A 19,820-nucleotide genomic window follows, 5' to 3' on the forward strand; every position below is an offset into this window, starting at 1 on the left:
CGACCACGCAGGCGCCGCCGATCGCGAACGCGTAGATCCGGTCGAGGCGCCTGAGCGGCCCGTCGGCGCCGCCGGCGCGCGCGCGGTAGAGCCGGAGCGCTCCGAAGTGCTGGGCCGCGAAATGGTGCGTGACGAGCGCGTAGTCGAGGATGGCGAGCGCCATGACGCGCTCGGCGCGCGACCACGCGAGCGCGCCGTCGGCGGGGAGCAGGATCGCGAAGCAGGCGACCGCGATCGCGGCGGGGATCAGCACGAAGCGCGCGGGCTCGGCCCGGCGGAGCGGTTGGTAGGCGGTCGTGCAGTAGGCGAGCCACGTCGAGCCGATCCGGTGCCCGAGCCAGAGGAGCGCCGTCAGCCAGCCGTAGACGAGATCGAGCGAGCCGGCGCGGGGATCGTCGCCGCGCGAGAGCACCAGCACGAGCGGCACCAGCCAGAGCGCCGAGAGCATCCAGACCGCGTCCCATGCGGGCCCGCACACCCAGGGGAACGCGCTCCGCACGGCCGGCCGTGTGCGAGCGTCCGCGCCGAGGGGCGGCGGTACGAAGACGGCATCGGGCACGGCGCGCGCTCTATCCACGGGAGGAACGTCGCTGCACGGAGTGATCCGCGGCAGGCGCCGGAACGCGGCGGGCGGCACCAGCCAAGCCGGTGCCGCCCGCGCGGACCATCTCAGATCGGGCCGGGCGGGTGCGCCCGACTTCCGATACGCCGAGCTCAGCCGCCGCGGCGCGGTGACGGCGGACGGCTCTTGCAGAACACGTCACGTGAGAACTGCTGCATCTTGCCGGTGTTGCCGAGGATCTCCCGGGCTTCCACCGAACGGCACTCGGGCGTGATCTTGGCGAGCTCCGCGTTGATCTCGCGACCGCGGTCGCAGTCGGCGAGCGAGACGACGTGCAGGCACGTGCCCGGCTTCGCCGCTACGAGCGCGCGCGCCGCCGCGATCGGATCGCCGCCGGTGTTGGACCCGCCGTCGCTGACGACGATCACCGCCGTCTTGCCCTCGAGACCGCTCACGACGGGCGTGAGCTCCTCGAAGCCTTTGGCCATGGGGGTGAGACGCAGCGAGACCGGCTGCCTGTCCGGGATCCAGCCGATGCGCGTCGCGAGCGAGCCCTGGTCGTAGACGTACGACGCCTTCACCTCTTCGAAGGGCGCGAACAGGTAGAGCGCCGAGTCCAGACAGCAGAACTTCGACGGAACCTCCTGGTTCAGCTCGAGGAGCGTGCGCTTGGCGAGCGCTTCCTTCACCTCGCCGAGCTCGGAGTGCGACGTGTACATCGAGCCCGACTGGTCGACGAACAGGACGAAGTTGTCGACCTTCGGCAGGTCGCATCCTGCCAGATCGGCCTCGGCCGCCCGAGGCGTCACCCCCGCGGCGAGCACCAGTCCGAGGATTCCTGCACACCACACCATTCCCTTCATTACCGTCTCCCTTTCTTCAGGCCCTCCCGGCCTGTCTCTCCGTGATCCCCGGCCTCTCGTTCTCCGGCCGGCGCCCGTGGGGGCCATGCTGCTCCACCTAGTTTACGAATGGGGGGGGCCGCAAGCGCAACCCCTGAATTGCACGGCCGGGGAGGGGGTCGCACCCGGCTGGCCAGGACCGGAGCCGGCCGCTATCCTCCGCCTTCGCGGGCAGCCGCCGCTCCCGCGCCGACCCGGGAGGCATCGCTCGATGAAGAATCCGCCCCGCCTCGAATTGCTCTGCGAGTACTACGCGACGCTCGGGGAACCGGCCGTGGTCGGCGTCGGCCCTACGGGATGCGCCAGATCTTCGACGTCACCGGCGGGGAGGTGACCGGAGAGCGCCTGCGGGGACGTGTCCTTCCGAGCGGCGCCGACTGGATCTTGATCGGTCCCGACGGCGTCGGCCGCTTCGACGTGCGCGCCACGATCGAGACGCATGACGGCGCGCTCCTCTACGTTTCGTACACCGGCGTCCTGCACATGACCGAGAACGTCCTTGCCGCCGTCGCGGGCGGCGGCCATACGGAGTTCGGCGAGACGACCTTCTTCGCGGCGCCGCGCTTCGAGACCGGCGACCCACGGTACGCATGGCTCAATGGCGCGTTCCTGCTGAACCAGGGACGCGTCGGTCCCCGTCGCGTCGAGTACCGCTGCTTCGAAGTGACATAGCGGCCCGGTCGGGGGACGCGAGCAGGCGATGTCCGTTCCCCGTTGCGGATCCGCATCCATTGGGGGGCGCGCGTGAGCTGGTTCGCGAAGAAGACCAGGGTGCTCGTCGTCTGCGACGACCCGGCGGTACTCGCAAAGCTCCGGGCGAGGGTCGAGCTGTTCTGGCCCGCCGACATCCCGGTGAAGACGCTCGCGGTCTTCTGCGGCTGGGCGGACGAGGCGATCGACAGCATCAAGGACTACCGGCCCGACGTCCTGCTCCTCACGCACGCGTTCCGGCGCGACGAGAAGACGGGTCGGGACGTCGCGCGCTGGATCGACGAGCACTACCGAGCGCCGATCCACGTCGCCGTGCACGGGGATGTCGCCGAAGCGGAGCTCCGTCGGCTCTTCGAGGGCGTCCGCTGCGTCAGCCACTTCATCGCCGGCGAAGGGGTCCGCGAGTTCATCCGCGACTGCACCCGACCGGAGCGCGCCGAGGGATAGCGAGGGCACGGGTGGCTCCCGGGTCATGCGATCACGAAGGATCGGTCTTCGCCGGCTCGCTCGGACGGTGCACGTCGACGAAGCCGCCGGACCGGGACGCGCTTGACCTGGCGGCGTCGCGTGCGCCATGACGCGCAGCACGACGGAGTCTGTTTCGTCTCAAAGCTAGTTAGGAGCCCGACCGCATGTTCGCGAACGAATGTTGGTGGATTACGGGCGCTTCCTCCGGGATCGGCGCGGCGCTCGCCCTCGGGCTCGCGGCGCGCGGCGCGAGCGTCGTGCTCTCGGGCCGGAACGTCGGGGCGCTCGAGGCGGTCGCGCGGGACTGCGCCGACGCCCTCGTGCTGCCGTTCGAGGCGACCGACTTCGACGCGGTCCCCGCGATCGCCGAGCGGGCGTGGGCATGGAAGGGACGCATCCACGGCCTCGTCAACAACGCGGGAGTCTCGCAGCGCTCGCTCGCGGTCGAGACCGCCTTCGCCGTCTACCAGAAGATGATCGCGATCGACCTGCTGGCGCCGATCGCGCTCACGCAGGCGGTGCTGCCGCGCATGGTGCGCGCGGGCGGCGGCCGGATCGTCGCGATGTCGAGCGTCGCCGGGTTCGTCGGAGCGCCGCTCCGCTCGGCGTACAGCGCCGCCAAGCACGGGCTCGTCGGCTACCACGACTCGGTGCGCGCCGAGAACGAGCACCTCGGGATCCGGGTGCACGTGTTCGCGCCGGGATCGGTGCGGACCAACGTGTCGCGGAACGCGCTCCTTGCCGACGGCTCGGCGCGCGGCGCGAGCGACGCCGCCATCGAGAACGGCATGCCCGCCGCGGAGGCGGCCGAGGCGATGCTGGTGGCGATCGCCGACGGCAAGCGCGAGCTCATTCTCGCGAGCGGGATGGAGCACGAGGTCGTGATGTTGCGCCGCCGCGATCCCGAGGCGCTCTTCGAGCGGATGTCGATGCTCGTCCGCGCCGGCTACGCGCAGTCGATGGCGTCGGACACCGGCGAGAGCTGACGCTCCGTCGCCGGCGTGCGGCCGTCACCGACGCCTTCCCGTCAGCGCGCCGGGACGATGTTGCTCCAGGTCTCGGTGAGCACGTCCTTCCCGTTCCGGAGGAAGCCGCGAAGCTCGGTCGGCTCGTTCGGCCGTAGCTGCTTCACCCGCACGAGCATGCGCCACATGCCGGTCGCCTCGATGCGATAGGCGTTGCTCTCGAGGATCTCGCCGTTCGCCGGCGCCGTGACGACGGCCTTCACCGGCGCGTCGGCGGCGAGCCCGGCGAGCGAGGGGCCGGTGAAGTCCACGACGAACTGCCGCTCGTCGCCGGCGAGCTCGGCGAAACCGCGCCCGGTGCGCGTCTGGGCGACCCAGGCCCCGGGGGGGTGCTGCATCGCGGCGCCCTGCCAGTGCAGGCGATAGGCGAAATCGAGCGGGCGGCCGATCGGCGGGAGCTCCTCCGGCACCCAGTAGGCGACCGAGTTGTCGTTGGTCTCGTCCGGCGTGTGCAGCTGCATGAGCTCGACGCGCCCGGGCCCCCACGATCCGACGGGCTCGACCCACGCGCTCGGCCGGAGCTCGTAGCGCGCCTCCGCGTCCTCGTAGCTCGCGAAGCTCCGGTCGCGCTGCATGAGGCCGAAGCCGCGCAGGTCGCGCATCGCGAAGGACGTCGTGAACGTCCGCTCCGGATCGAGCAGCGGCCGCCACAGCCACTCGCCGCTGCCCGTCGCCACCGAGAGGCCGTCCGAGTCGTGCACCTCGGGACGGAAGTCGGCGCGGTGCGGCTGGTTCTCGCCGAAGAAGTACATGCTGGTGAGGGGCGCGAGCCCGAGCGTGGCGACCGGCGCGCGCAGGAAGACGCGGGCCCGGACGTCGATCACCGTCTCGGCTCCGGGGTGCACGTCGAAGCGGTACGCGCCGCTCGCGCGCGGCGAGTCGAGGAGGGCGTAGACCGTGAGCGTCCGAGCGTCCGGGGTCGGGCGGACGAGCCAGAACTCAGTGAAGTCGGGGAACTCCTCGCCCCGGCCGCCGACGGTGTCGATCGCGAGCCCGCGCGCCGAGAGTCCGTAGCGCAGTCCGGCGGCGAGTGCCCGGAAGTAGCTCGCGCCGAGGAAGACGACGAGCTCGTCCTTGTAGGCCGGGTCGTTCAGCACGCAGTGGACGCGAAAGCCCGCGAACCCGAGGTCGCCCCATTTCGCGGGGGAGAGCCGGTTCTTGCCGTAGTCGAAGTCGGCGCGCTCGTACGCGATGTGGCGCACGCCCGCGGGCCCGACCTCGTTGATGCGCACCGGGGCCGTCTGGAACTTCCCGAGGTGGAAGAACATCACTTCGAACGGCAGCTTCTCGGGACGCCAGAGCGCGTGATCGGGGCGGTAGCGGATGTCGCGATACTGGTCGTAGGTGAGGGCGCGGAGCTCTTCCGGCACCGGCCGGTTCTCCCGGTGATAGGGGCGCTCCGCCCGCGCCTGCGCGAGCGCGGCGACGTCGTCGAAGTCGAACGCCCGGGCGGCGGCGCTCGGCAACGCCGCGAGCAGCAGGCACGCGAGGAACGTGGCGCGCGTGGGGGGACGCATCGCGCGCCGACTACCCGGCGCTCGGCGCGTGGGCTTCGTCCTGGCACTGCAGCATGAGCCCGCCGTGGCTCCATGCCGCCCCGGACGCCATCGCCATGGCGACGAAGATCACCTCGGCGAGCTCCCGCTCGCTCGCGCCCGCCTTCTCGGCTCTCTTCACGTGCGCGTCGATGCACCACGGGCACTGGGTGACGTGCGCGACGCCGAGCGCGATCAGCTCCTTTGTCTTGTTGTCGAGGGCGCCCGCCTCGAACGCTTTCTTGTCGAACTCGAGCCAGGCGCGGAACGGCTCGGGCGCGAGCTCGCGCATGCGCTTGAACTGCCGGGGAACGTCGACGCCGTGGAACTGCATGAGAGTGCTCCTTTCGCGGCGGGGCCCGCCGTCGTGAGACTCGTTCGCGGTTGGGCTGCCGGATCGTTTCGGTGAGAAAGAACGTCGCCGCCGTGCGCGCGGCTCGCGCGGCTCATGTGGCGCGGCTCGAGGGCGAGCTCGATCATGAACGCGCCGTCCCGCATGCCGAGGTTGCGGCATCCGAGGTACTCCATGAACTCGCTGAGCTCGTCGTCGCCCATGGGCGGGTGGCGTAGCAGAAACCGGCGTGCTCCGCCTCTCCGGCCGCGCCGCGGAGCACGCCGCGGCGGACGCCGGCGCCCGGTCGGAGGAGATGCCCCGAACTCGCGGAGGCTGCGGGCTCCGGCGCGGCGCGCTACGGGGTCGCGAGCGGCGTCGGCGTCGGCGCCCGCCCGACCTCGACCCGACCGAGCTTGCAGGTCGCCTCGCCGGTGTCGAAGCAGCGGAGTTCGCCGTCGACCGCGCGTGCGCACTCCTGGTCGCCGTCGCATCCATCGTTCGTGCTGCACTCGTGACAGGCCTGGTCGTCGTCGCCGCCGCTGTCGCCGCACGCTCCGGCGACCAACGCCAACAGCAGCGCCACCATCCCCATCCGGCCGATCGTCGTCGCGAGCATGCGGGCGCGTGTCGCACAACGCGTCCCGCGACGCAAATGCCGCGGCGGGCCGGGTAGTGTCTCAGTTCGAGCATGCGCCGAAGCTCCGGTCCGTCGCGCGCGCTCGGCGTTCGGGGTCGGCGGTGGGTGGGTCCGGGACGCCTCCTACGGTCGCCGGAATCCTGCCACCCAGCGCGTACGACACGCCGCAACCTCTCTGGCTTACGCACAACGCGAGCTGCGGCTCCCCGGAGCCGTCCCGGACCCACCCACCGCCGAGGCGTCGCAGTACGGACAGAGCAGCCGGCGCAACCTCGCCGTGCCGCACTACAGACTCGCTGCGCCGCGCTCGACGGCTGCCCGAAGACGGGAAGATGCTTCCGCAGGCGGGCGGGTCGGGACCGGCTTCGGGGAGCCGCAGCTCGCGTTGTCCGCAAGACAGGAAGGCACCGGCGGGCCGTACGCGCTGGGTGGCAGGACCCCGGCGACCGTAGAGGCCGGCCCCGACCCGCCCGCCTGCGGCCCCCGTTTCCGAATGACTCCGTCGCGCGAAAATCGAATCGAGGCACTACGGCGGGCCGCGATCGTGCCGGTCAGGGACTCGCCGCGGTCGGCCGCGCGCGCCCGCTCCGCGCTTGCGGCGGCCCGTCGGCGAGGCAGTGCGCGTAGACGGGCTCCGGCCGCTCGGCGTCGAGCGCGAGCACGGTCAGGCCGAGGGCGCCGCGCTCGGTCACGTCGAGGCGCATGTAGCCGGGTCGTGCTGTTGCCATCATCACGGTGCCCATGTCCTCGACGACCCGATCGACCTTGCGCACGCTGCCGGCGCCGCTCACGAGGTAGTAGCCGCCGATCATGTCGCGGTGCACCTGCAGGCTGTGCTCGTGGCCGCCGACGTACAGGAGCGGAACGAGCGGGCGGGTGGCGCGATAGATCGCCTGGATGTACCGCCCGTACGACTCGCTGGTCGCGTCGGTGTCGGTGACGCCGAGCTGGCGCGCGAGCGGATAGGTCGAGCCGATGACGGGCAGCGGGATCCACGCCCAGGGCCAGAAATCGGTGAGCGGGAAGAGGTGCTGCTTCCACCCGAAGTGTCCGCCGTGCGGTCCGGCGGTGACGAGCGGATGGTGAACCGCGAGCGCCAGGTGGCGGCCTTCGGGGGCGTCGAACTCGGCGGCGAGATCGAGGTACGCGTCGCGCACGGTCCGCTCGGGACATGCGCGCACGTGCTCGTCGGGGTGGTCCATGAGATGGCCGAAGCCGATCGGGTCGATCAGTACGAAGCGCAGGTGGGGTCCGAGGTCGAGCCGCTCGGGCCCCGCGCAGCCGCCGGGGGGCAGCATCCGCACGCGCGGCGCGAAGCGCTCCAGGAAGTGACGCTGCGCGAGGGCGCGATCCCAGCCTTGCGGCCCCTCGGCGTGCCAATCGTGGTTGCCGAGAAGGAATACGGCGCGCGCCGGCGCGGAAGCCGCGATCTGCGCCTCGAGCACGCGCTCCCCGTGCCGGCGGTCGCGATGACCCTCGGGCGGAAGGCCGTCCCAGTAGACGTTGTCGCCGAGAAAGAGCACGAGCACGCGCTCGGGCCCGAGCGCCCCGACCGCCGCGGCGACGTCGTCGTGGAGCCCGCGGAGGACGGGATCGACGATCGCGTCCGAGTCGCCGCGCGGCAGCGTCGGCGCGCCGGCATCGCCGATCAGGAACGCGGCGTACTCCACGCCGTCGCCGGCGGCGCAGTCGCGAGCCTGCACCGGGCCGCCGCGCATCACGACGACCGGACGCGCGCAGGCCCCGATCCCGAGTATGGCGGCGATCGCTAGGATCGCGATGCGCGGTCGAAAGCGCTCCGTGGTGCGGACTCCTGACTAGTGGCGGTGCCCTAGCGCCGCTCGATCTGGGTCACGTCGCGCACCGCGCCCATGGCGGCGCTCGTCGTCATCGCCGCGTAGGCGCGGAGCGCCGCCGATACCTCGCGGTCGCGCTCCGGCCGGTAGGCCGCCGCGCCGCGCGCCCGCATCGCCGCGTCGCGCCGCGCCAGGGTTTCGGCGCTCACCACGACGTCGATCGTGCGAGCGGGAATGTCGATGCGGATCCGGTCGCCTTCCTCGACGAGGGCGATCGTGCCGCCCTCGCCGGCCTCGGGCGAGACGTGGCCGATCGAGAGCCCGCTCGTGCCGCCGCTGAAGCGGCCGTCGGTCACGAGCGCGCAGGATTTTCCGAGGCCTTTCCCTTTCAGGAACGACGTCGGGTAGAGCATCTCCTGCATGCCGGGGCCGCCCTTCGGGCCCTCGTAGACGATGACGACGACGTCCCCCGGCTTGATCTCGTTGGCGAGGATGGCGTCGCAGGCGGCGTCCTGCGAGTGGAAAACGCGCGCGGGTCCCTCGAACTTCCAGATGCTCTCGTCGACGCCCGCCGTCTTCACGATGCAGCCGTCGCGGGCGATGTTGCCGTAGAGCACGGCGAGACCGCCGTCGGTGGTGTAAGCATGCGCCGCGTCGCGGATGCAGCCGGCGGCGTCGTCGTCGTCGCGGGTCGCGAAATGCGCGTCCTGCGAGAAGGCGACGGTCGTGCGAACGCCGCCGGGCGCGGCGAGGGCCCGCTCCTTGGCGTCCGCACTCGCCGTGGGGCGCCGGACGTCGTTCCGGTCGATCGCCTCGCCGAGCGTGGCGGCGTGGACGGTGCCGACGCTCCGGTGGATCAACCCGGCGCGGTCGAGCTCGCCGAGAATCGTGAAGATGCCGCCGGCGCGGTGGACGTCCTCGACGTGGTAGTGCGACGCGGGCGCCACCTTGGAGAGCGTCGGCACGCGGCGTGACAGCTCGTCGATGTGCTCCATGCGGAAGTCGACGCCGGCCTCGCGCGCGATCGCCAGGATGTGGAGCACGGTGTTGGTCGAGCCCCCCATCGCGATGTCGAGGGCCATCGCGTTCTGGAACGCGGCGAAGGTGGCGATCTTGCGCGGCGTGACCGCGTCGTCGCCCTGGACGTAGCGCTGCTTCGCCATCGCGACGATGCGCCGCGCGGCCGCCTCGAAGAGCTCCCAGCGCCGCGCGTGGGTCGCGAGCAGGGTGCCGTTGCCGGGCAGCGCCAGGCCGAGCGCTTCGTTCAGGCAGTTCATGCTGTTCGCGGTGAACATGCCCGAGCACGAGCCGCAGGTCGGGCAGGCGGAGCGCTCCATCTGCTCGAGGTCGGCGTCGGAGACCGACGCATCGCTCGCCGCGATCATCGGGTCGATCAGGTCGAGCTTCCGGGTCTGGGCCTCGGCGGCCCCCCCGAGCGGCTTGCCGTCGCGGTCGTGCGTGCCGGCGATCTTGCCGGCCTCCATCGGCCCGCCCGAGACGAAGATCGTCGGGATGTCGAGCCGCATCGTCGCCATCAGCATGCCGGGCGTGATCTTGTCGCAGTTGGAGATGCAGAAGAGCGCGTCGGCGCAGTGCGCGTTCACCATGTACTCGACGCTGTCGGCGATGAGGTCGCGGCTCGGCAGCGAGTAGAGCATCCCGCCGTGGCCCATCGCGATGCCGTCGTCGACGGCGATCGTGTTGAACTCGACGCCCCAGCCGCCGGCCTCGTCGATCACCCGCTTCACGCGCTGCCCGACGTCGTGGAGGTGGACGTGGCCCGGCACGAACTGCGTGAAGCTGTTGGCGATCGCGATGATCGGTTTCTGGAAGTCGGCGTCCGTCATGCCGGTCGCGCGCCAGAGGGCGCGCGCGCCGGCCATGTTGCGGCCCGCGGTCGAGGTGCGGCTGCGAAATCCGAGAGCGCTCATGCCTTCGACCCTACATGGAAATCACCTGCCGGCCCACCGCCCCGGCCCCGCCCTCGGGCCGGCTGGCCATCCCGCGCCCGTACCGTGTAGCACTGCGGCTCCACGATGGACGGGGCGGGATCGGCATCGACGCGGCGGGTGCTCCTGGCGAGCCTGGTCGGCACCGCGGTCGAGTTCTACGACTTCTACATCTACGGGACCGCCGCGAGCCTCGTCTTCGGCGCGCTCTTCTTCCCCGCGGCGAGTCCGTCGGCACAGCTGCTCTCGGCGTACGCGACCTTCACCGTCGCGTTCGTCGCGCGTCCGGTCGGGGCGGTCGCGTTCGGGCACTTCGGCGACCGCATCGGCCGGAAATCGACGCTCGTCGCGTCGCTGCTCCTGATGGGGCTCTCCACCTTCGCGATCGCGTTTCTGCCGTCGTACGAGCAGGCGGGGTGGATCGCGCCGGCGCTCCTCTGCCTGCTGCGCTTCGGGCAGGGATTCGGGCTCGGTGGCGAGTGGGGCGGCGCGGCGCTGCTCGCGGTCGAGAACGCGCCGCCCGGCTGGCGGGCGCGCTACGGCATGTTCCCCCAGCTCGGCGCGCCCGTCGGCTTCATCGCCGCGAACGGACTCTTCCTCCTGCTCGGGCTCGCGCTCACGCCGGAGCAGTTCGTCGCCTGGGGCTGGCGGCTGCCGTTCGTCGCGAGCATCGCGCTGATCGCGCTCGGGCTCTGGGTGCGGCTCCGGCTCGGGGAGACGGCGGCGTTCCGCGCCGCGCTCGCCGCTGCGCCGCCGCCGCGCGTGCCGCTCGCCGAGGTCGTGCGCGGACACTTTCTCGCCGTGCTCGGCGGCACGGGCGCCGTCGTCTGCTGCTTCGCGCTCTTCTATCTGACGACGGTCTTCGCGCTCGGCTACGGCACGCGGACCCTCGGCTACGGGCGCGAGGCCTTCCTCGCCCTCCAGCTCGGCGCGATCCTCTTCATGGCCGCGGGCACGATCGTCGCCGGCTACTGGTCCGATGCCGCGAGCCCGCGCCGCGTGCTCATGAGCGGCTGCGTGCTCGCGGTCGGCGCGGGCGCGGCGCTCGCCCCGCTCATGGGCGCGGGGTCGTTGGCGCTGGTCTTCGTGTTCCTGGCCGGCGCGCTCTTCGTCATGGGGCTGGTGTACGGACCGCTCGGCGCCTTCCTGCCGGGCCTTTTCCCGGCGCGCGTTCGCTACACGGGCGTGTCGATCGCCTTCAACGTCGGCGGCATCATCGGCGGCGGCCTGGCGCCGATGATCGCGCAGGCGCTCGCCGACGCGGGCGGCCTCTGGCTCGTCGGCCTCTACCTCGCCGGCGCCGGCGCGCTGAGCTTCGTGGCGCTCGCCGCGCTCGCGCGGCCGGCGGTGGAGTAGCGGGTGGCGCCGGTCCGGGGCACGCGCTCGCGGGGTCGTGCCGGCGCTCCGGAACGGCGGCGTCTGTGCGCGCCCCACTGGCATCGTAGCGGCGGGAGCTGGTATGGCGCGCACGCGTTTCCGACGCGGGAGTCGGACCAACCATCACAGAAGGAGAAGTGCACATGAACAAGGTCACGGGATTCCTGATGGCGTCGGCGGCTGCCGGCCTGGTGCTGTCGGGGGCTGTCGGGGCGCGCGCCGACGCGGGCAAGACGGGCGGCGAGGTCTACTGCTCGGGCATCAACGCGTGCAAAGGCCAGGGGGCCTGCGCGGGCGCCGGGCACGCCTGCGGCGGCAAGAACGCCTGCAAGGGGCAGGGGATCGTCAAGACGAGCGAGAAGGAGTGCAAGGAGAAGGGCGGCAAGGTCGTTCCCGATCCGATGGCGAATTGATCGCCCGCGCGCGACGCGGCGGCGCGGGGGCACCGCGCCGCCGTCACGCGCCGCCGACGAAGGCGGCGCGCCGCGGCGCGCTCGGGAAGCGCGCCGCGTACTGCTCGACCCCGAGGCGGAGCACCTCGCGGAAGCGTTCGCGCTCGACCGCGAGCTCCGGCGCGAGCCGCGCATCGAGGAGGCGCGCGAGCGGCGGGTAGGCGCGCAGGTCGCCGACCAGGTCGGCGAGCGAGAGCCCGTGGCACTCCCCGAGGATGCACATCGCGGCGTACGCGAGCTGGCTCGGGTTCGGCTTCAGGCTCCAGGCGCGGCGGAAGGTCAGGACGCGCGTCTCGGCCGTCTGCACGCGGATCGGGACGACATCGTCGCGCCCGCTGCCCTCGGGGCCGGGCGGGAGGAATACCAGCGCTGGAACGTCGCCGTCGATCGCGACCGGGTGCGGGACGTAGTGCGGCGACGTGTAGTCGACCGCGTCGGCGAGCGCGCGGCGATAGCGCGCGACGTCGTGTCCGACGCCCTCCGCGAGCGCGAAGAGATGGGCGCCGAGGCTCGTCCCCCGGCTCTCGGCGATGCGCCCGAGCGCGAGCAGCGCGTCGGCGCGGTACCCCTCGCGCTGCGCCACGCGCGCGAGCTCGGGGATGCGGAGCGTCAGCGCGAGCGCGTCGATGCCGGTCGCAGGGTCGGTCGACGTCGCGGCGTCGATGTCGGTCGCGCGGATCGGCGCGTCGGCCGCCGTCGGCTCGAGGACCATCGCGAAGCGGTCGCCGTACTGCGAGAGCTTCCCGAAGCCGCGCCGGCATCCCGAGAGCCGGACGCGCCGGGCGTCGGCGACGGGGAGCGGCGCCAACGAGGCGAGGCCGAGCCCGCTCATGAGGGAGCCGTAGGCGACGACGGTCGCGGTGCCGACCGCGCGGCTCACGTCGGCACCGGTCCGCACCGCCGGATGGCCTCGTTGGCGAGGAAATCGCAGCGCTCGTTCTCGACGTGCCCGTCGTGGCCGCGCACCCAGTGCCAGCGCATCGTGTGCTTGCACGCCTCGGCGTCGAGGGCTTCCCAGAGGTCGGCGTTCTTGACCGGCTGCTTGTCGGCCGTGCGCCAGCCGTTGCGCTTCCACTTGGCGAGCCAGCTCTGCATGCCGTTCTTCAGGTACTGCGAGTCGGTGAAGAGATCGACCTCGCACGGCTGCTTCAGGGTGCGCAGGCCCTCGAGCGCTGCCTGCAGCTCCATGCGGTTGTTGGTGGTGGCGGGCGCGTAGCCGGTGATCTCGCGCCGGTGGGGGCCCGAGACGAGGACCGCGGCCCAGCCGCCCGGCCCGGGATTCCCCTGGCACGCGCCGTCGGTGAAGATCTCGACGGAGGTCATCCTTGCAGGAGCTCGCGGGCGATGGTGAGGATCTGCATCTCGGTCGTGCCGCCGCCGAGCTCGACGAGCTTCGCGTCGCGGGCGAGCCGCTCGACGACGTACTCCTCCATGTAGCCGTTGCCGGCGAGGATGTGGATCGCCTCGAAGGCGACGAAGGTTCCCATCTCGGCGCAGTAGAGCTTGCCGGCGCAGATGTCGGCGACGGACTCCTTGAGGGCGCGGCCGGCGAGGTAGTCGGCGTAGACGATGCGCCGGCAGTTCGAGACCGCGACGTACATGCGGGCGAGCCGGCTCTGGATCATCTGATACTCGGCGATCGCGCGGCCGAACTGCCGGCGCTGGCGCGCGTAGTCGCGGGCGATCTCGTAGCAGCGCTCCATGATGCCGTAGGAGAGCACCGCGAGCCCGACGCGCTCGTTCGCGAGACTCGCCTTCACGTGTCCGCGCTCGCGGACGCCGCCGCCGAGGAGCTGGTCGGCGGGGATGCGCACGTCGTCGAGGAAGATCTCGCCGGTGGGTGAGCCGCGCATGCCCATCTTCTTCATCGCCGGGCCGGTCGTGAGCCCGGGTGTGCCGCGCTCGACGAGGAAGCTCTGGATCGACCCGGCGCCGTCGCCCTCGCCCTCGAGGCGCGCGAGGATCAGGAGCACGTCGGCGTGGGGGGCGTTGGTGATGAAGGTCTTGCTGCCGTTCAGGACGAAGTGATCGCCGTCGCGGCGCGCGGTCGTCCTCATCCCGCCGAGCGCGTCGCTCCCGCTGCCGGGCTCGGTGAGGCCCCAGCACCCGATCTTCTCGCAGCGGAGCACCGGGCGGGCGAAGCGCTCGATCTGCTCGGGCGTGCCCTTGGTGAGGACGTTGCCCGCGAAGAGGCCGAGGCTCGCGCCGTAGCTCAGCGCGAACGACGGGCTGACGCGCGCCATCTCGACGGTGAAGGTCCTGCGCGCGTAGCGGATCGTGTTGGCGCCGAAGCCCGAGGGATCGCCGGCGCCGATCTCGCGCGGGTCGCCGGCGTCGCGAGATCGGCCCGGCGTCCCGGGACGGGCGAGGAGCGCGTCGAGGCCGAGCGCGTCGTGCATCGGCCGCATGAGCGCGTACGGCAGCATGGCGCCGCTCTCCATCGCGGGGACGTGCGGCTCGATCTCGCGCGTGAAGTAGGTGCGGAAGGTGTCGCGGAGCAGGCGCTCGGTGTCGGTCAAGTCCATGGCGTCGGGATGGTCACTGGCGGATGTCGCGGCGGCAGTCGTCGTTCCAGCCGGGATCGGTCGTCGGCGCGACCTCGAGGCGCGCGAGGCAGCGGGCCGCCTTCTCGAGGGAGATCGCGTTCTCGTAGCGCTCCTCCCCGCAGGCGGGCAAGCCGCCGTCGACGATGGCGCGGAGCTCGCGGTGCGTCCCCGGTAGATCGCCGGTGCGGCCGAGTGCCTCGGCGACGACGAGGCGGTTCGAGAGTCGGCACGCGAACCCGGGGGTCGTCGCCGCTTCCTCGATGAGCGTCCGCCCCGCGGACGGATCGCCGCCGGCGTAGCGCGGCACCTTGAGCAGCATGGCGGCCTCGCCGCGCGTCGCGGCGCCGTCGGCGTCGAGCCCGGGCGGCTTGCCGCCGCGGGCGCGGTGGAACTCGTCGATGAGCTGCACCGGGAGCCGGATGTTGAACGGATTCAAGCTGCCGCGGGCGAGCACGCCGCGCGAGGCCGCGTGCCACATCAAACAGCCCGTGTTGGTCGGCTCGATCTCGAGGCAGCGCTCCATGGCGGGGACGATGGCGCCGAGCCGGTTCCGCCGTTCGCCGGCGCCGAGGCTCGCCTCCTTGAAGCCCGACTCCGCGAGGAGCACGCGGACGCGATTGCGGTCGAGCTCCGGCACGCTCTCGCAGCCGGCGAGGCAGGTCGCGCGCGCGTACGTCTCGTCGACGCGGGCGCGATAGCGGAGATGCATGACGGGTGTGAGGGGCACCTCGACGTCCTGCTGCCGGCTCGCGTAGGCGGCGCGCGCCCGGGCGAGCTCGGCGTCGAAGCGCCCGCACTCGCAGCCGGTCGAGGGGGACGCGACGAGATCGCTCGCGAGCACCCGGGCGGCGTCGCGGCGCCCGTAGACGAGCAGGAAGGAGAAAAGGAGAGGGGGAAGGATCCCCGCCGCCGCGCGCATCGGCGAGGGTCGTAACACGATCGGCGCCGGGCGGGCCATCCGCGCGCCGTCGATCACGCGCCGCTCCCCGTGGGGCTCCGGTGGATGCCGCCCGCAATGTCGAGTAGTGCGGGACGAACCATGGCGCGCGAGGCCAGACGCGGCATCGACCTCTCCTGGCTCGTGACGCTCCGTTGGGGAGCGCTCGCGGGGCAGCTCGCGACGATCCTCGCGGTCGACCGGTTGATGGGGATCGCGTTGCCGCTCGCGGCGCTCGTGGCGGTGCTGGCGATCGGCGCGGCGAGCAACCTCGGGCTCGCGGCGTGGCGCCGGCGCGCGGCGGCCGACGACGGGATGCTCGCGGCGGTCATGCTGCTCGACGTCGGCCTCCTGACCGCCGTTCTCTACTTCACCGGAGGCCCCTTCAACCCCTTCAGCTTCCTCTATCTCGTGAACGTCGCCCTCGCGGCGGTGATCCTGCCGGCCCGCTCGACGTGGGCGCTCGCCGGCGTCTCGCTGGCGCTCTTCTTCGCGCTCTTCTTCGCGTACGTGCCGCTGCCGATCGCCGATCACGGGATGGGGCACGACCACGGGATGGCCGGCGACCCCCCGATCTCCCTGCACGTGCGGGGCATGTGGGTGGCGTTCGGCGTCGCGGCGGCCTTCATCGTCTACTTCATCCAACGGGTGCGCCGCGCGCTCGCGGCACGCGACGCCGAGCTCGCCGAGGCGCTGCGGGATGCGGTCCGGCACGAGAAGCTCGCATCACTCGCGACGCTCGCGGCCGGCGCCGCGCACGAGCTCGCGACGCCGCTCTCGACGATCGCCGTCGTCGCGAAGGAGCTCGAGCGCGCGCTCGGCGCCGACGCGGCCGGCGGGTCGGCGGCGGCCGACGCGCGCCTCATCCGCGAGCAGGTGCAGCGCTGCCGCGACATCCTCGAGCAGATGGCCGCCGACGCCGGCGAGAGCGCGGGCGAAGCGCCGACCGCGACCACGATCGCCGCGCTCCTCGCCGCCGCGACCGAGACGCTCGCGGAGCGCGCGCGCGTCGAAATCGCCGGCGCCGACGCGGATGCCGCGTGGACCGACGGTCCCCCCCGCGCGCTCGTCCAGGCGCTCCGCGGCGTTGTGAAGAACGCGCTCGAAGCCTCGACCGGCGCCGTGCGCGTCGAGGTCGCGCCGGCGGCGGACGCGCGCGCCGCGGACGGCGGCGCGTGGCGCGTCGTCGTCACGGATCGCGGCGCCGGCATGACGCCCGGGGTCCTCGCGCGCGCGGGGGAGCCGTTCTTCACGACCAAGAACCGCGACGGCGCGGCGCGCGGCATGGGGCTCGGGATCTTCCTCGCGCGGGCCGTGCTCGAGCGCGTCGGCGGCTCGATCGAGATCGCCTCGACGCTCGGACGCGGCACCACCGTGACCGTCGTCCTGCCGCGGGCGGGCGCTGCGACGGTTCGTCGCATTGACCGCGACGCGCCGGACGGCATGGTGAGGCGGGCGGCCTCATGAGCGACCAACGTACGGCCGGCGCGACCGCGCCCTCGTTGCTCATCGTCGACGACGACGAGGTGTTCCGGACGCGGCTCGCGCGCGCGTTCGGCGAGCGCGGCTACGACGTTCGCGCCGCGGGAGGCTACGAGGAGGCGCTCGCGCGGGCCCGCGAGGACTCGCCCGAGATGGCGGTCGTCGACCTCCGCATGCCGGGTCCGTCGGGGCTGGAGCTGGTGCGCGACTTGAAGGCGCTCGACCCGAGCACGCGCATCCTCGTGCTCACCGGCTACGGCTCGATCGCGACCGCGATCGAGGCCGTGCGGATCGGCGCGGTCTACTACCTCCAGAAGCCGGCCGACGTCGACGACATTCTCGCCGGCTTCGCGCGCGGCGAGGCGCCGCCGCTCGACCCGCCGCCGTCCGACTACACGGCGCCCTCGCTCGCGCGCGCCGAGTGGGAGCACATCAGCCGCGTTCTCTCCGACTGCGGCGGCAGCATCTCGGAGGCCGCACGCCGCCTCGGCCTGCACCGACGGTCGCTGCAGCGGAAGCTCCAGAAGTACCCGCCGCGCAGCTGACCTGCGACGACGTGTCGCATTCCGCCCGCGCCGCCTCGTCGCTACGGTGCCGCGCGATGACGACCACGTTTTCCGATCGACCTCGGCCGCCGTTCGCTGCGACGGCGCTCGCGCTTCTCCTCCTGACGATTCCGGCGCGGCCGGCGCCCGCTCACGAGACCGGGGTTCCCTTCATCTACGTCGGCGCGACGGGTGTGGACGGCGGCGCGCTCGCGCTCGATCACAACCTCGGACTGCCGATCGTGCTCGAAGAGACCGCCCGGGTCGGCGATGTCGTGCTCTACACCGCGGAGGATCCCGCCTTCGAGCCGCCCTCGCACCTGCCCGCCGGCTTCTTCTCCCTGACGCCGGGCACGACGGTGACGATCGAGCTCACCGACGTCGGTCCGACGGTCGCGGTGAAGCTCGCGGGCGCCGAGCTCGACCGCGTCGGCGCGGCCGTCGTCCTCGGGACCGCGCCGGAGCTGCACCGCCACCCCGAGTGGCAGCTCACGCTGCCGGCCGGCGAGCGGGCCTGCCAGCCGATCGGCTTTCGCCTCACCACCGACGCCCCCGCGTACGCGGCGTCGCGGAGCTATACCGCCTGGCTCACGAACGACGAGACGACGTGCGCCATCCCGGGCTGCGGCGACCCCGACGGCAGCGACAGTGTCACCGTGAGCGACGGCGTGAACGTGCTGCGCGCGGCCGCCGGGCTCGCGAGCACGTGCGCCGTCATGGCGGCGTGCGACGTCGACGGCAGCGGCACGCCGAGCGTCACCGACGGCGTGAACGTGCTGCGCGCCGCGGCCGGACTCTCGGCGGATCTCGCGTGTCCCGGGCTCTGACCGCACGGCTCGCTCGGGTCCTCGCGGCGGCCGCGCTCGCTGCGCCGGCGGCGCCGACGGCCGCGTGCGACGTCTGCGCCGTCTACACGGCGACCGCGATGCGCGAGGAGCGGGTCGGTTGGATCGCGGGCGTCGCGGAGCAGGGCACGCGCTTCGAGACCGGGCTTCCCGACGCTTCGGGCCGGCCCGTCGACAAGGGCGAGCGTCTCAACAGCTTCATCACGCAGCTCTTCCTCGGCTACGACTTCCACCCGAAGTTCGGCCTGCAGGTGAACGTTCCGATCATCGCGCGTGACTACCACCGCCTGCGAAACCGCCGCCTGGTCGACGACCGGATCAAAGACGGCGTGATGACGAAGGGGAACGTGAGCGGCTTCGGCGACGTGGCCCTGATCGGCGTGCTGCGGCCGTGGAGCCGCGTCACCACGAACAGCGTCCTGCGCTTCACCATGACCGGCGGCCTCAAGATGCCGAGCGGCGATCCCCAGAAGCTCGCCGAGGAGCAGAAGCTGCGGCGGGAATCGGAGGCGGCGTCCGCCCTCGCGATCTCGGGCCGCGCGGCGTCGGCGCACCACATCCCGGAAGGCAGCCCGAGCGGCATCAACGGCCACGACCTCGCGCTCGGCTCGGGCTCGATCGACGGCATCGTCGGCGGTTCGGCCTTCGCGAGCTGGAAGCGGCTCTTCACGACGTGGTCGGTGCAGCACGCGATCCGCATGGAGGGCGCCTATCGCTATCAGTACGGCGACGAGACCAACTGGTTCGTCGGCGCCGGCGTGTTCCTCCTGCTCGACCACGAGTACACGCTCGCGGCCCAGCTGGTGAGCTCCGGCAAGCACCAGGGCACCGACACGCTCGAAGGCGAGAGCACGGCTCCGGACGGGGGATCGGCCCCGCTGACGTTCGCCTACCTCGGGCCGGCGATGAGTTTCACGTGGGGCACGTCGCTCGCGGCCGAGCTCGCCGGCGATCTGCCGGTGGTGCGTCCCGAGGAAGGCCTGCGCCCGCAGTACCGCGTGCGCGGCGGGCTGAGCTGGCTGTTCTAGCCCGCGTCGCCCGCCCGCGTCGCCCGTCTGGACGCGCGCCGGCGATCCGTGGCAGTCAGCCGCGCCATGGGACTCCTCGATGCGATCACGGGCGGCGGCGACCCCGCCATCACGGCCGGGCAAGAGGCGCCGGACTTCGCGCTCCCCGATGCCAGCGGCAAGACCGTCACGCTCAGCGACTTCCGCGGCAAGAAGGCGGTCGTGCTCTATTTCTATCCGAAGGACGACACGCCCGGCTGCACCAAGGAGGCCTGCGCGTTCCGCGACCAGTACGAGGACTTCAAGGACGTGGGCGCCGAGGTGATCGGCGTGAGCTCCGACGGCGGCGGCGCGCACGAGAAGTTCGCGTCGAAGTACGACCTGCCGTTCCTCCTGCTCTCGGACCGCGGGGGGGTGGTGCGCAGGCAGTACGGCGTCCCCGCGACCCTCGGGCTCCTGCCCGGGCGCGTGACCTTCGTGATCGACAAGCAGGGCGTCGTGCAGCGCACGTTCAACTCGCAGTTCCAGGCGACGAAGCACGTGAGCGAGGCGATCGCCGCATTGCGCGGGATGCCGCGCTAGGAGTCTGCGCCACGGATCGGTTTCGGCTGCGAATCGCGATCCATCCGCGATCGACGGCGTCGCGCGACCCTCGGCGTATCGCACAGATACGCGGTCGGGTCGCGCTCCTTGCGCTCGCGGCGGCTCAC

The 19,820-nt window shown here is 72.4% G+C and carries 21 protein-coding genes; 10 read left to right on the forward strand and 11 right to left on the reverse strand.

Features of this window, described 5'->3' with window-relative positions:
• Together IT293_05645 and IT293_05650 are read right to left on the reverse strand one after the other, a co-directional pair.
• A partial coding sequence (locus tag IT293_05645) for a hypothetical protein (GenBank protein MCC6764128.1) occupies nt 1-577 on the reverse strand: 577 nt, incomplete at its 3' end.
• A 137-nt stretch (nt 578-714) separates the two neighbouring features.
• Complete coding sequence (locus tag IT293_05650) at nt 715-1,425, reverse strand: VWA domain-containing protein (protein ID MCC6764129.1); 711 nt, start codon at nt 1,423-1,425, stop codon at nt 715-717.
• Between the two features lie 336 nt (nt 1,426-1,761).
• On the opposite strand from IT293_05650, the gene IT293_05655 reads away from it, so the two are divergent.
• The 3 genes from IT293_05655 (at nt 1,762) to IT293_05665 (ending at nt 3,629) form a co-directional block, all read left to right on the forward strand.
• Entirely contained in the window at nt 1,762-2,136 is a 375-nt protein-coding gene (locus tag IT293_05655; protein MCC6764130.1) for a DUF3237 domain-containing protein, read from the forward strand.
• A gap of 72 nt (nt 2,137-2,208) precedes the next feature.
• Nucleotides 2,209-2,622 carry a hypothetical protein gene (locus IT293_05660; GenBank protein MCC6764131.1) on the forward strand — a complete coding sequence of 138 codons (414 nt, stop codon included), beginning with the start codon at nt 2,209-2,211 and terminating at the stop codon, nt 2,620-2,622.
• Between the two features lie 185 nt (nt 2,623-2,807).
• Nucleotides 2,808-3,629, forward strand: coding sequence for an SDR family NAD(P)-dependent oxidoreductase (locus IT293_05665; GenBank protein MCC6764132.1), 822 nt, complete (start codon nt 2,808-2,810; stop codon nt 3,627-3,629).
• 41 nt (nt 3,630-3,670) lie between these two features.
• Here the strand turns inward: IT293_05665 and IT293_05670 are convergent, their stop codons facing one another.
• The 5 genes from IT293_05670 to ilvD form a co-directional block, all read right to left on the reverse strand.
• A complete protein-coding gene (locus IT293_05670; protein MCC6764133.1) occupies nt 3,671-5,185 on the reverse strand; it encodes a glucan biosynthesis protein G in 1,515 nt (504 codons plus the stop codon).
• A gap of 10 nt (nt 5,186-5,195) precedes the next feature.
• Nucleotides 5,196-5,537, reverse strand: coding sequence for a carboxymuconolactone decarboxylase family protein (locus IT293_05675; protein MCC6764134.1), 342 nt, complete (start codon nt 5,535-5,537; stop codon nt 5,196-5,198).
• 355 nt (nt 5,538-5,892) lie between these two features.
• Nucleotides 5,893-6,153: a hypothetical protein gene (locus IT293_05680; protein MCC6764135.1), complete on the reverse strand. Its 261-nt coding sequence runs from the start codon at nt 6,151-6,153 to the stop codon at nt 5,893-5,895.
• A gap of 572 nt (nt 6,154-6,725) precedes the next feature.
• Nucleotides 6,726-7,892 (reverse strand): hypothetical protein, encoded by a 1,167-nt coding sequence (locus IT293_05685; protein MCC6764136.1) that lies wholly within the window; start codon nt 7,890-7,892, stop codon nt 6,726-6,728.
• Nucleotides 7,893-8,005: 113 nt separating this feature from the next.
• Entirely contained in the window at nt 8,006-9,901 is a 1,896-nt protein-coding gene (gene ilvD, locus IT293_05690; protein ID MCC6764137.1) for a dihydroxy-acid dehydratase, read from the reverse strand.
• A gap of 105 nt (nt 9,902-10,006) precedes the next feature.
• Here ilvD and IT293_05695 point away from each other — a divergent pair, with 105 nt between their 5' ends.
• Nucleotides 10,007-11,275, forward strand: a complete 1,269-nt coding sequence (locus tag IT293_05695) for an MFS transporter (protein MCC6764138.1) — start codon at nt 10,007-10,009, stop codon at nt 11,273-11,275.
• 164 nt (nt 11,276-11,439) lie between these two features.
• Entirely contained in the window at nt 11,440-11,709 is a 270-nt protein-coding gene (locus IT293_05700) for a hypothetical protein (GenBank protein ID MCC6764139.1), read from the forward strand.
• Nucleotides 11,710-11,752: 43 nt separating this feature from the next.
• Here IT293_05700 and IT293_05705 read toward each other — a convergent pair whose 3' ends face one another.
• Genes IT293_05705 through IT293_05720 form a run of 4 tightly spaced genes read right to left on the reverse strand, consistent with a single transcriptional unit; the run spans nt 11,753 to nt 15,270 of the window.
• A complete protein-coding gene (locus IT293_05705; protein MCC6764140.1) occupies nt 11,753-12,628 on the reverse strand; it encodes a hypothetical protein in 876 nt (291 codons plus the stop codon).
• Nucleotides 12,625-13,071, reverse strand: coding sequence for a ribonuclease HI (gene rnhA, locus IT293_05710; GenBank protein MCC6764141.1), 447 nt, complete (start codon nt 13,069-13,071; stop codon nt 12,625-12,627). Before rnhA ends, IT293_05705 begins: the two co-directional genes overlap by 4 nt.
• Complete coding sequence (locus tag IT293_05715) at nt 13,068-14,273, reverse strand: acyl-CoA dehydrogenase family protein (protein ID MCC6764142.1); 1,206 nt, start codon at nt 14,271-14,273, stop codon at nt 13,068-13,070. The genes rnhA and IT293_05715 overlap by 4 nt, the downstream gene beginning before the upstream one ends.
• Nucleotides 14,274-14,286: 13 nt before the next feature.
• Nucleotides 14,287-15,270: a hypothetical protein gene (locus IT293_05720; GenBank protein ID MCC6764143.1), complete on the reverse strand. Its 984-nt coding sequence runs from the start codon at nt 15,268-15,270 to the stop codon at nt 14,287-14,289.
• 27 nt (nt 15,271-15,297) lie between these two features.
• On the opposite strand from IT293_05720, the gene IT293_05725 reads away from it, so the two are divergent.
• The 5 genes from IT293_05725 to IT293_05745 all read left to right on the forward strand — a co-directional run bounded on the left by IT293_05725 (nt 15,298) and on the right by IT293_05745 (nt 19,692).
• Nucleotides 15,298-16,698 carry a HAMP domain-containing histidine kinase gene (locus IT293_05725; protein MCC6764144.1) on the forward strand — a complete coding sequence of 467 codons (1,401 nt, stop codon included), beginning with the start codon at nt 15,298-15,300 and terminating at the stop codon, nt 16,696-16,698.
• Nucleotides 16,695-17,258: a response regulator transcription factor gene (locus IT293_05730; GenBank protein ID MCC6764145.1), complete on the forward strand. Its 564-nt coding sequence runs from the start codon at nt 16,695-16,697 to the stop codon at nt 17,256-17,258. The genes IT293_05725 and IT293_05730 overlap by 4 nt, the downstream gene beginning before the upstream one ends.
• 56 nt (nt 17,259-17,314) lie before the next feature.
• Nucleotides 17,315-18,085 (forward strand): hypothetical protein, encoded by a 771-nt coding sequence (locus IT293_05735; GenBank protein MCC6764146.1) that lies wholly within the window; start codon nt 17,315-17,317, stop codon nt 18,083-18,085.
• Nucleotides 18,070-19,131, forward strand: a complete 1,062-nt coding sequence (locus IT293_05740) for a hypothetical protein (protein ID MCC6764147.1) — start codon at nt 18,070-18,072, stop codon at nt 19,129-19,131. Before IT293_05735 ends, IT293_05740 begins: the two co-directional genes overlap by 16 nt.
• A gap of 66 nt (nt 19,132-19,197) precedes the next feature.
• Nucleotides 19,198-19,692: a peroxiredoxin gene (locus IT293_05745; protein ID MCC6764148.1), complete on the forward strand. Its 495-nt coding sequence runs from the start codon at nt 19,198-19,200 to the stop codon at nt 19,690-19,692.
• Nucleotides 19,693-19,820 lie beyond the last annotated feature (128 nt).

This window comes from Deltaproteobacteria bacterium (genome assembly GCA_020848745.1).
In the GTDB taxonomy this organism is placed as follows: domain Bacteria; phylum Desulfobacterota; class Binatia; order UTPRO1; family UTPRO1; genus UTPRO1.

What these genes read in the sequence shown, in the direction of transcription:
- IT293_05680 (MCC6764135.1), bottom strand. Translation starts at nt 6,153, where the DNA reads ATGCTCGCGACGACGATCGGCCGGATGGGGATGGTGGCGCTGCTGTTG.
- IT293_05675 (MCC6764134.1), bottom strand. Translation starts at nt 5,537, where the DNA reads ATGCAGTTCCACGGCGTCGACGTTCCCCGGCAGTTCAAGCGCATGCGC.
- IT293_05650 (MCC6764129.1), bottom strand. Translation starts at nt 1,425, where the DNA reads ATGAAGGGAATGGTGTGGTGTGCAGGAATCCTCGGACTGGTGCTCGCC.
- IT293_05725 (MCC6764144.1), top strand. Translation starts at nt 15,298, where the DNA reads ATGCCGCCCGCAATGTCGAGTAGTGCGGGACGAACCATGGCGCGCGAG.
- IT293_05665 (MCC6764132.1), top strand. Translation starts at nt 2,808, where the DNA reads ATGTTCGCGAACGAATGTTGGTGGATTACGGGCGCTTCCTCCGGGATC.
- IT293_05695 (MCC6764138.1), top strand. Translation starts at nt 10,007, where the DNA reads ATGGACGGGGCGGGATCGGCATCGACGCGGCGGGTGCTCCTGGCGAGC.
- IT293_05700 (MCC6764139.1), top strand. Translation starts at nt 11,440, where the DNA reads ATGAACAAGGTCACGGGATTCCTGATGGCGTCGGCGGCTGCCGGCCTG.
- rnhA (MCC6764141.1), bottom strand. Translation starts at nt 13,071, where the DNA reads ATGACCTCCGTCGAGATCTTCACCGACGGCGCGTGCCAGGGGAATCCC.
- IT293_05730 (MCC6764145.1), top strand. Translation starts at nt 16,695, where the DNA reads ATGAGCGACCAACGTACGGCCGGCGCGACCGCGCCCTCGTTGCTCATC.
- IT293_05745 (MCC6764148.1), top strand. Translation starts at nt 19,198, where the DNA reads ATGGGACTCCTCGATGCGATCACGGGCGGCGGCGACCCCGCCATCACG.
- IT293_05670 (MCC6764133.1), bottom strand. Translation starts at nt 5,185, where the DNA reads ATGCGTCCCCCCACGCGCGCCACGTTCCTCGCGTGCCTGCTGCTCGCG.
- IT293_05735 (MCC6764146.1), top strand. Translation starts at nt 17,315, where the DNA reads ATGACGACCACGTTTTCCGATCGACCTCGGCCGCCGTTCGCTGCGACG.
- ilvD (MCC6764137.1), bottom strand. Translation starts at nt 9,901, where the DNA reads ATGAGCGCTCTCGGATTTCGCAGCCGCACCTCGACCGCGGGCCGCAAC.
- IT293_05685 (MCC6764136.1), bottom strand. Translation starts at nt 7,892, where the DNA reads ATGCGCGGCGGCCCGGTGCAGGCTCGCGACTGCGCCGCCGGCGACGGC.
- IT293_05655 (MCC6764130.1), top strand. Translation starts at nt 1,762, where the DNA reads ATGCGCCAGATCTTCGACGTCACCGGCGGGGAGGTGACCGGAGAGCGC.
- IT293_05715 (MCC6764142.1), bottom strand. Translation starts at nt 14,273, where the DNA reads ATGGACTTGACCGACACCGAGCGCCTGCTCCGCGACACCTTCCGCACC.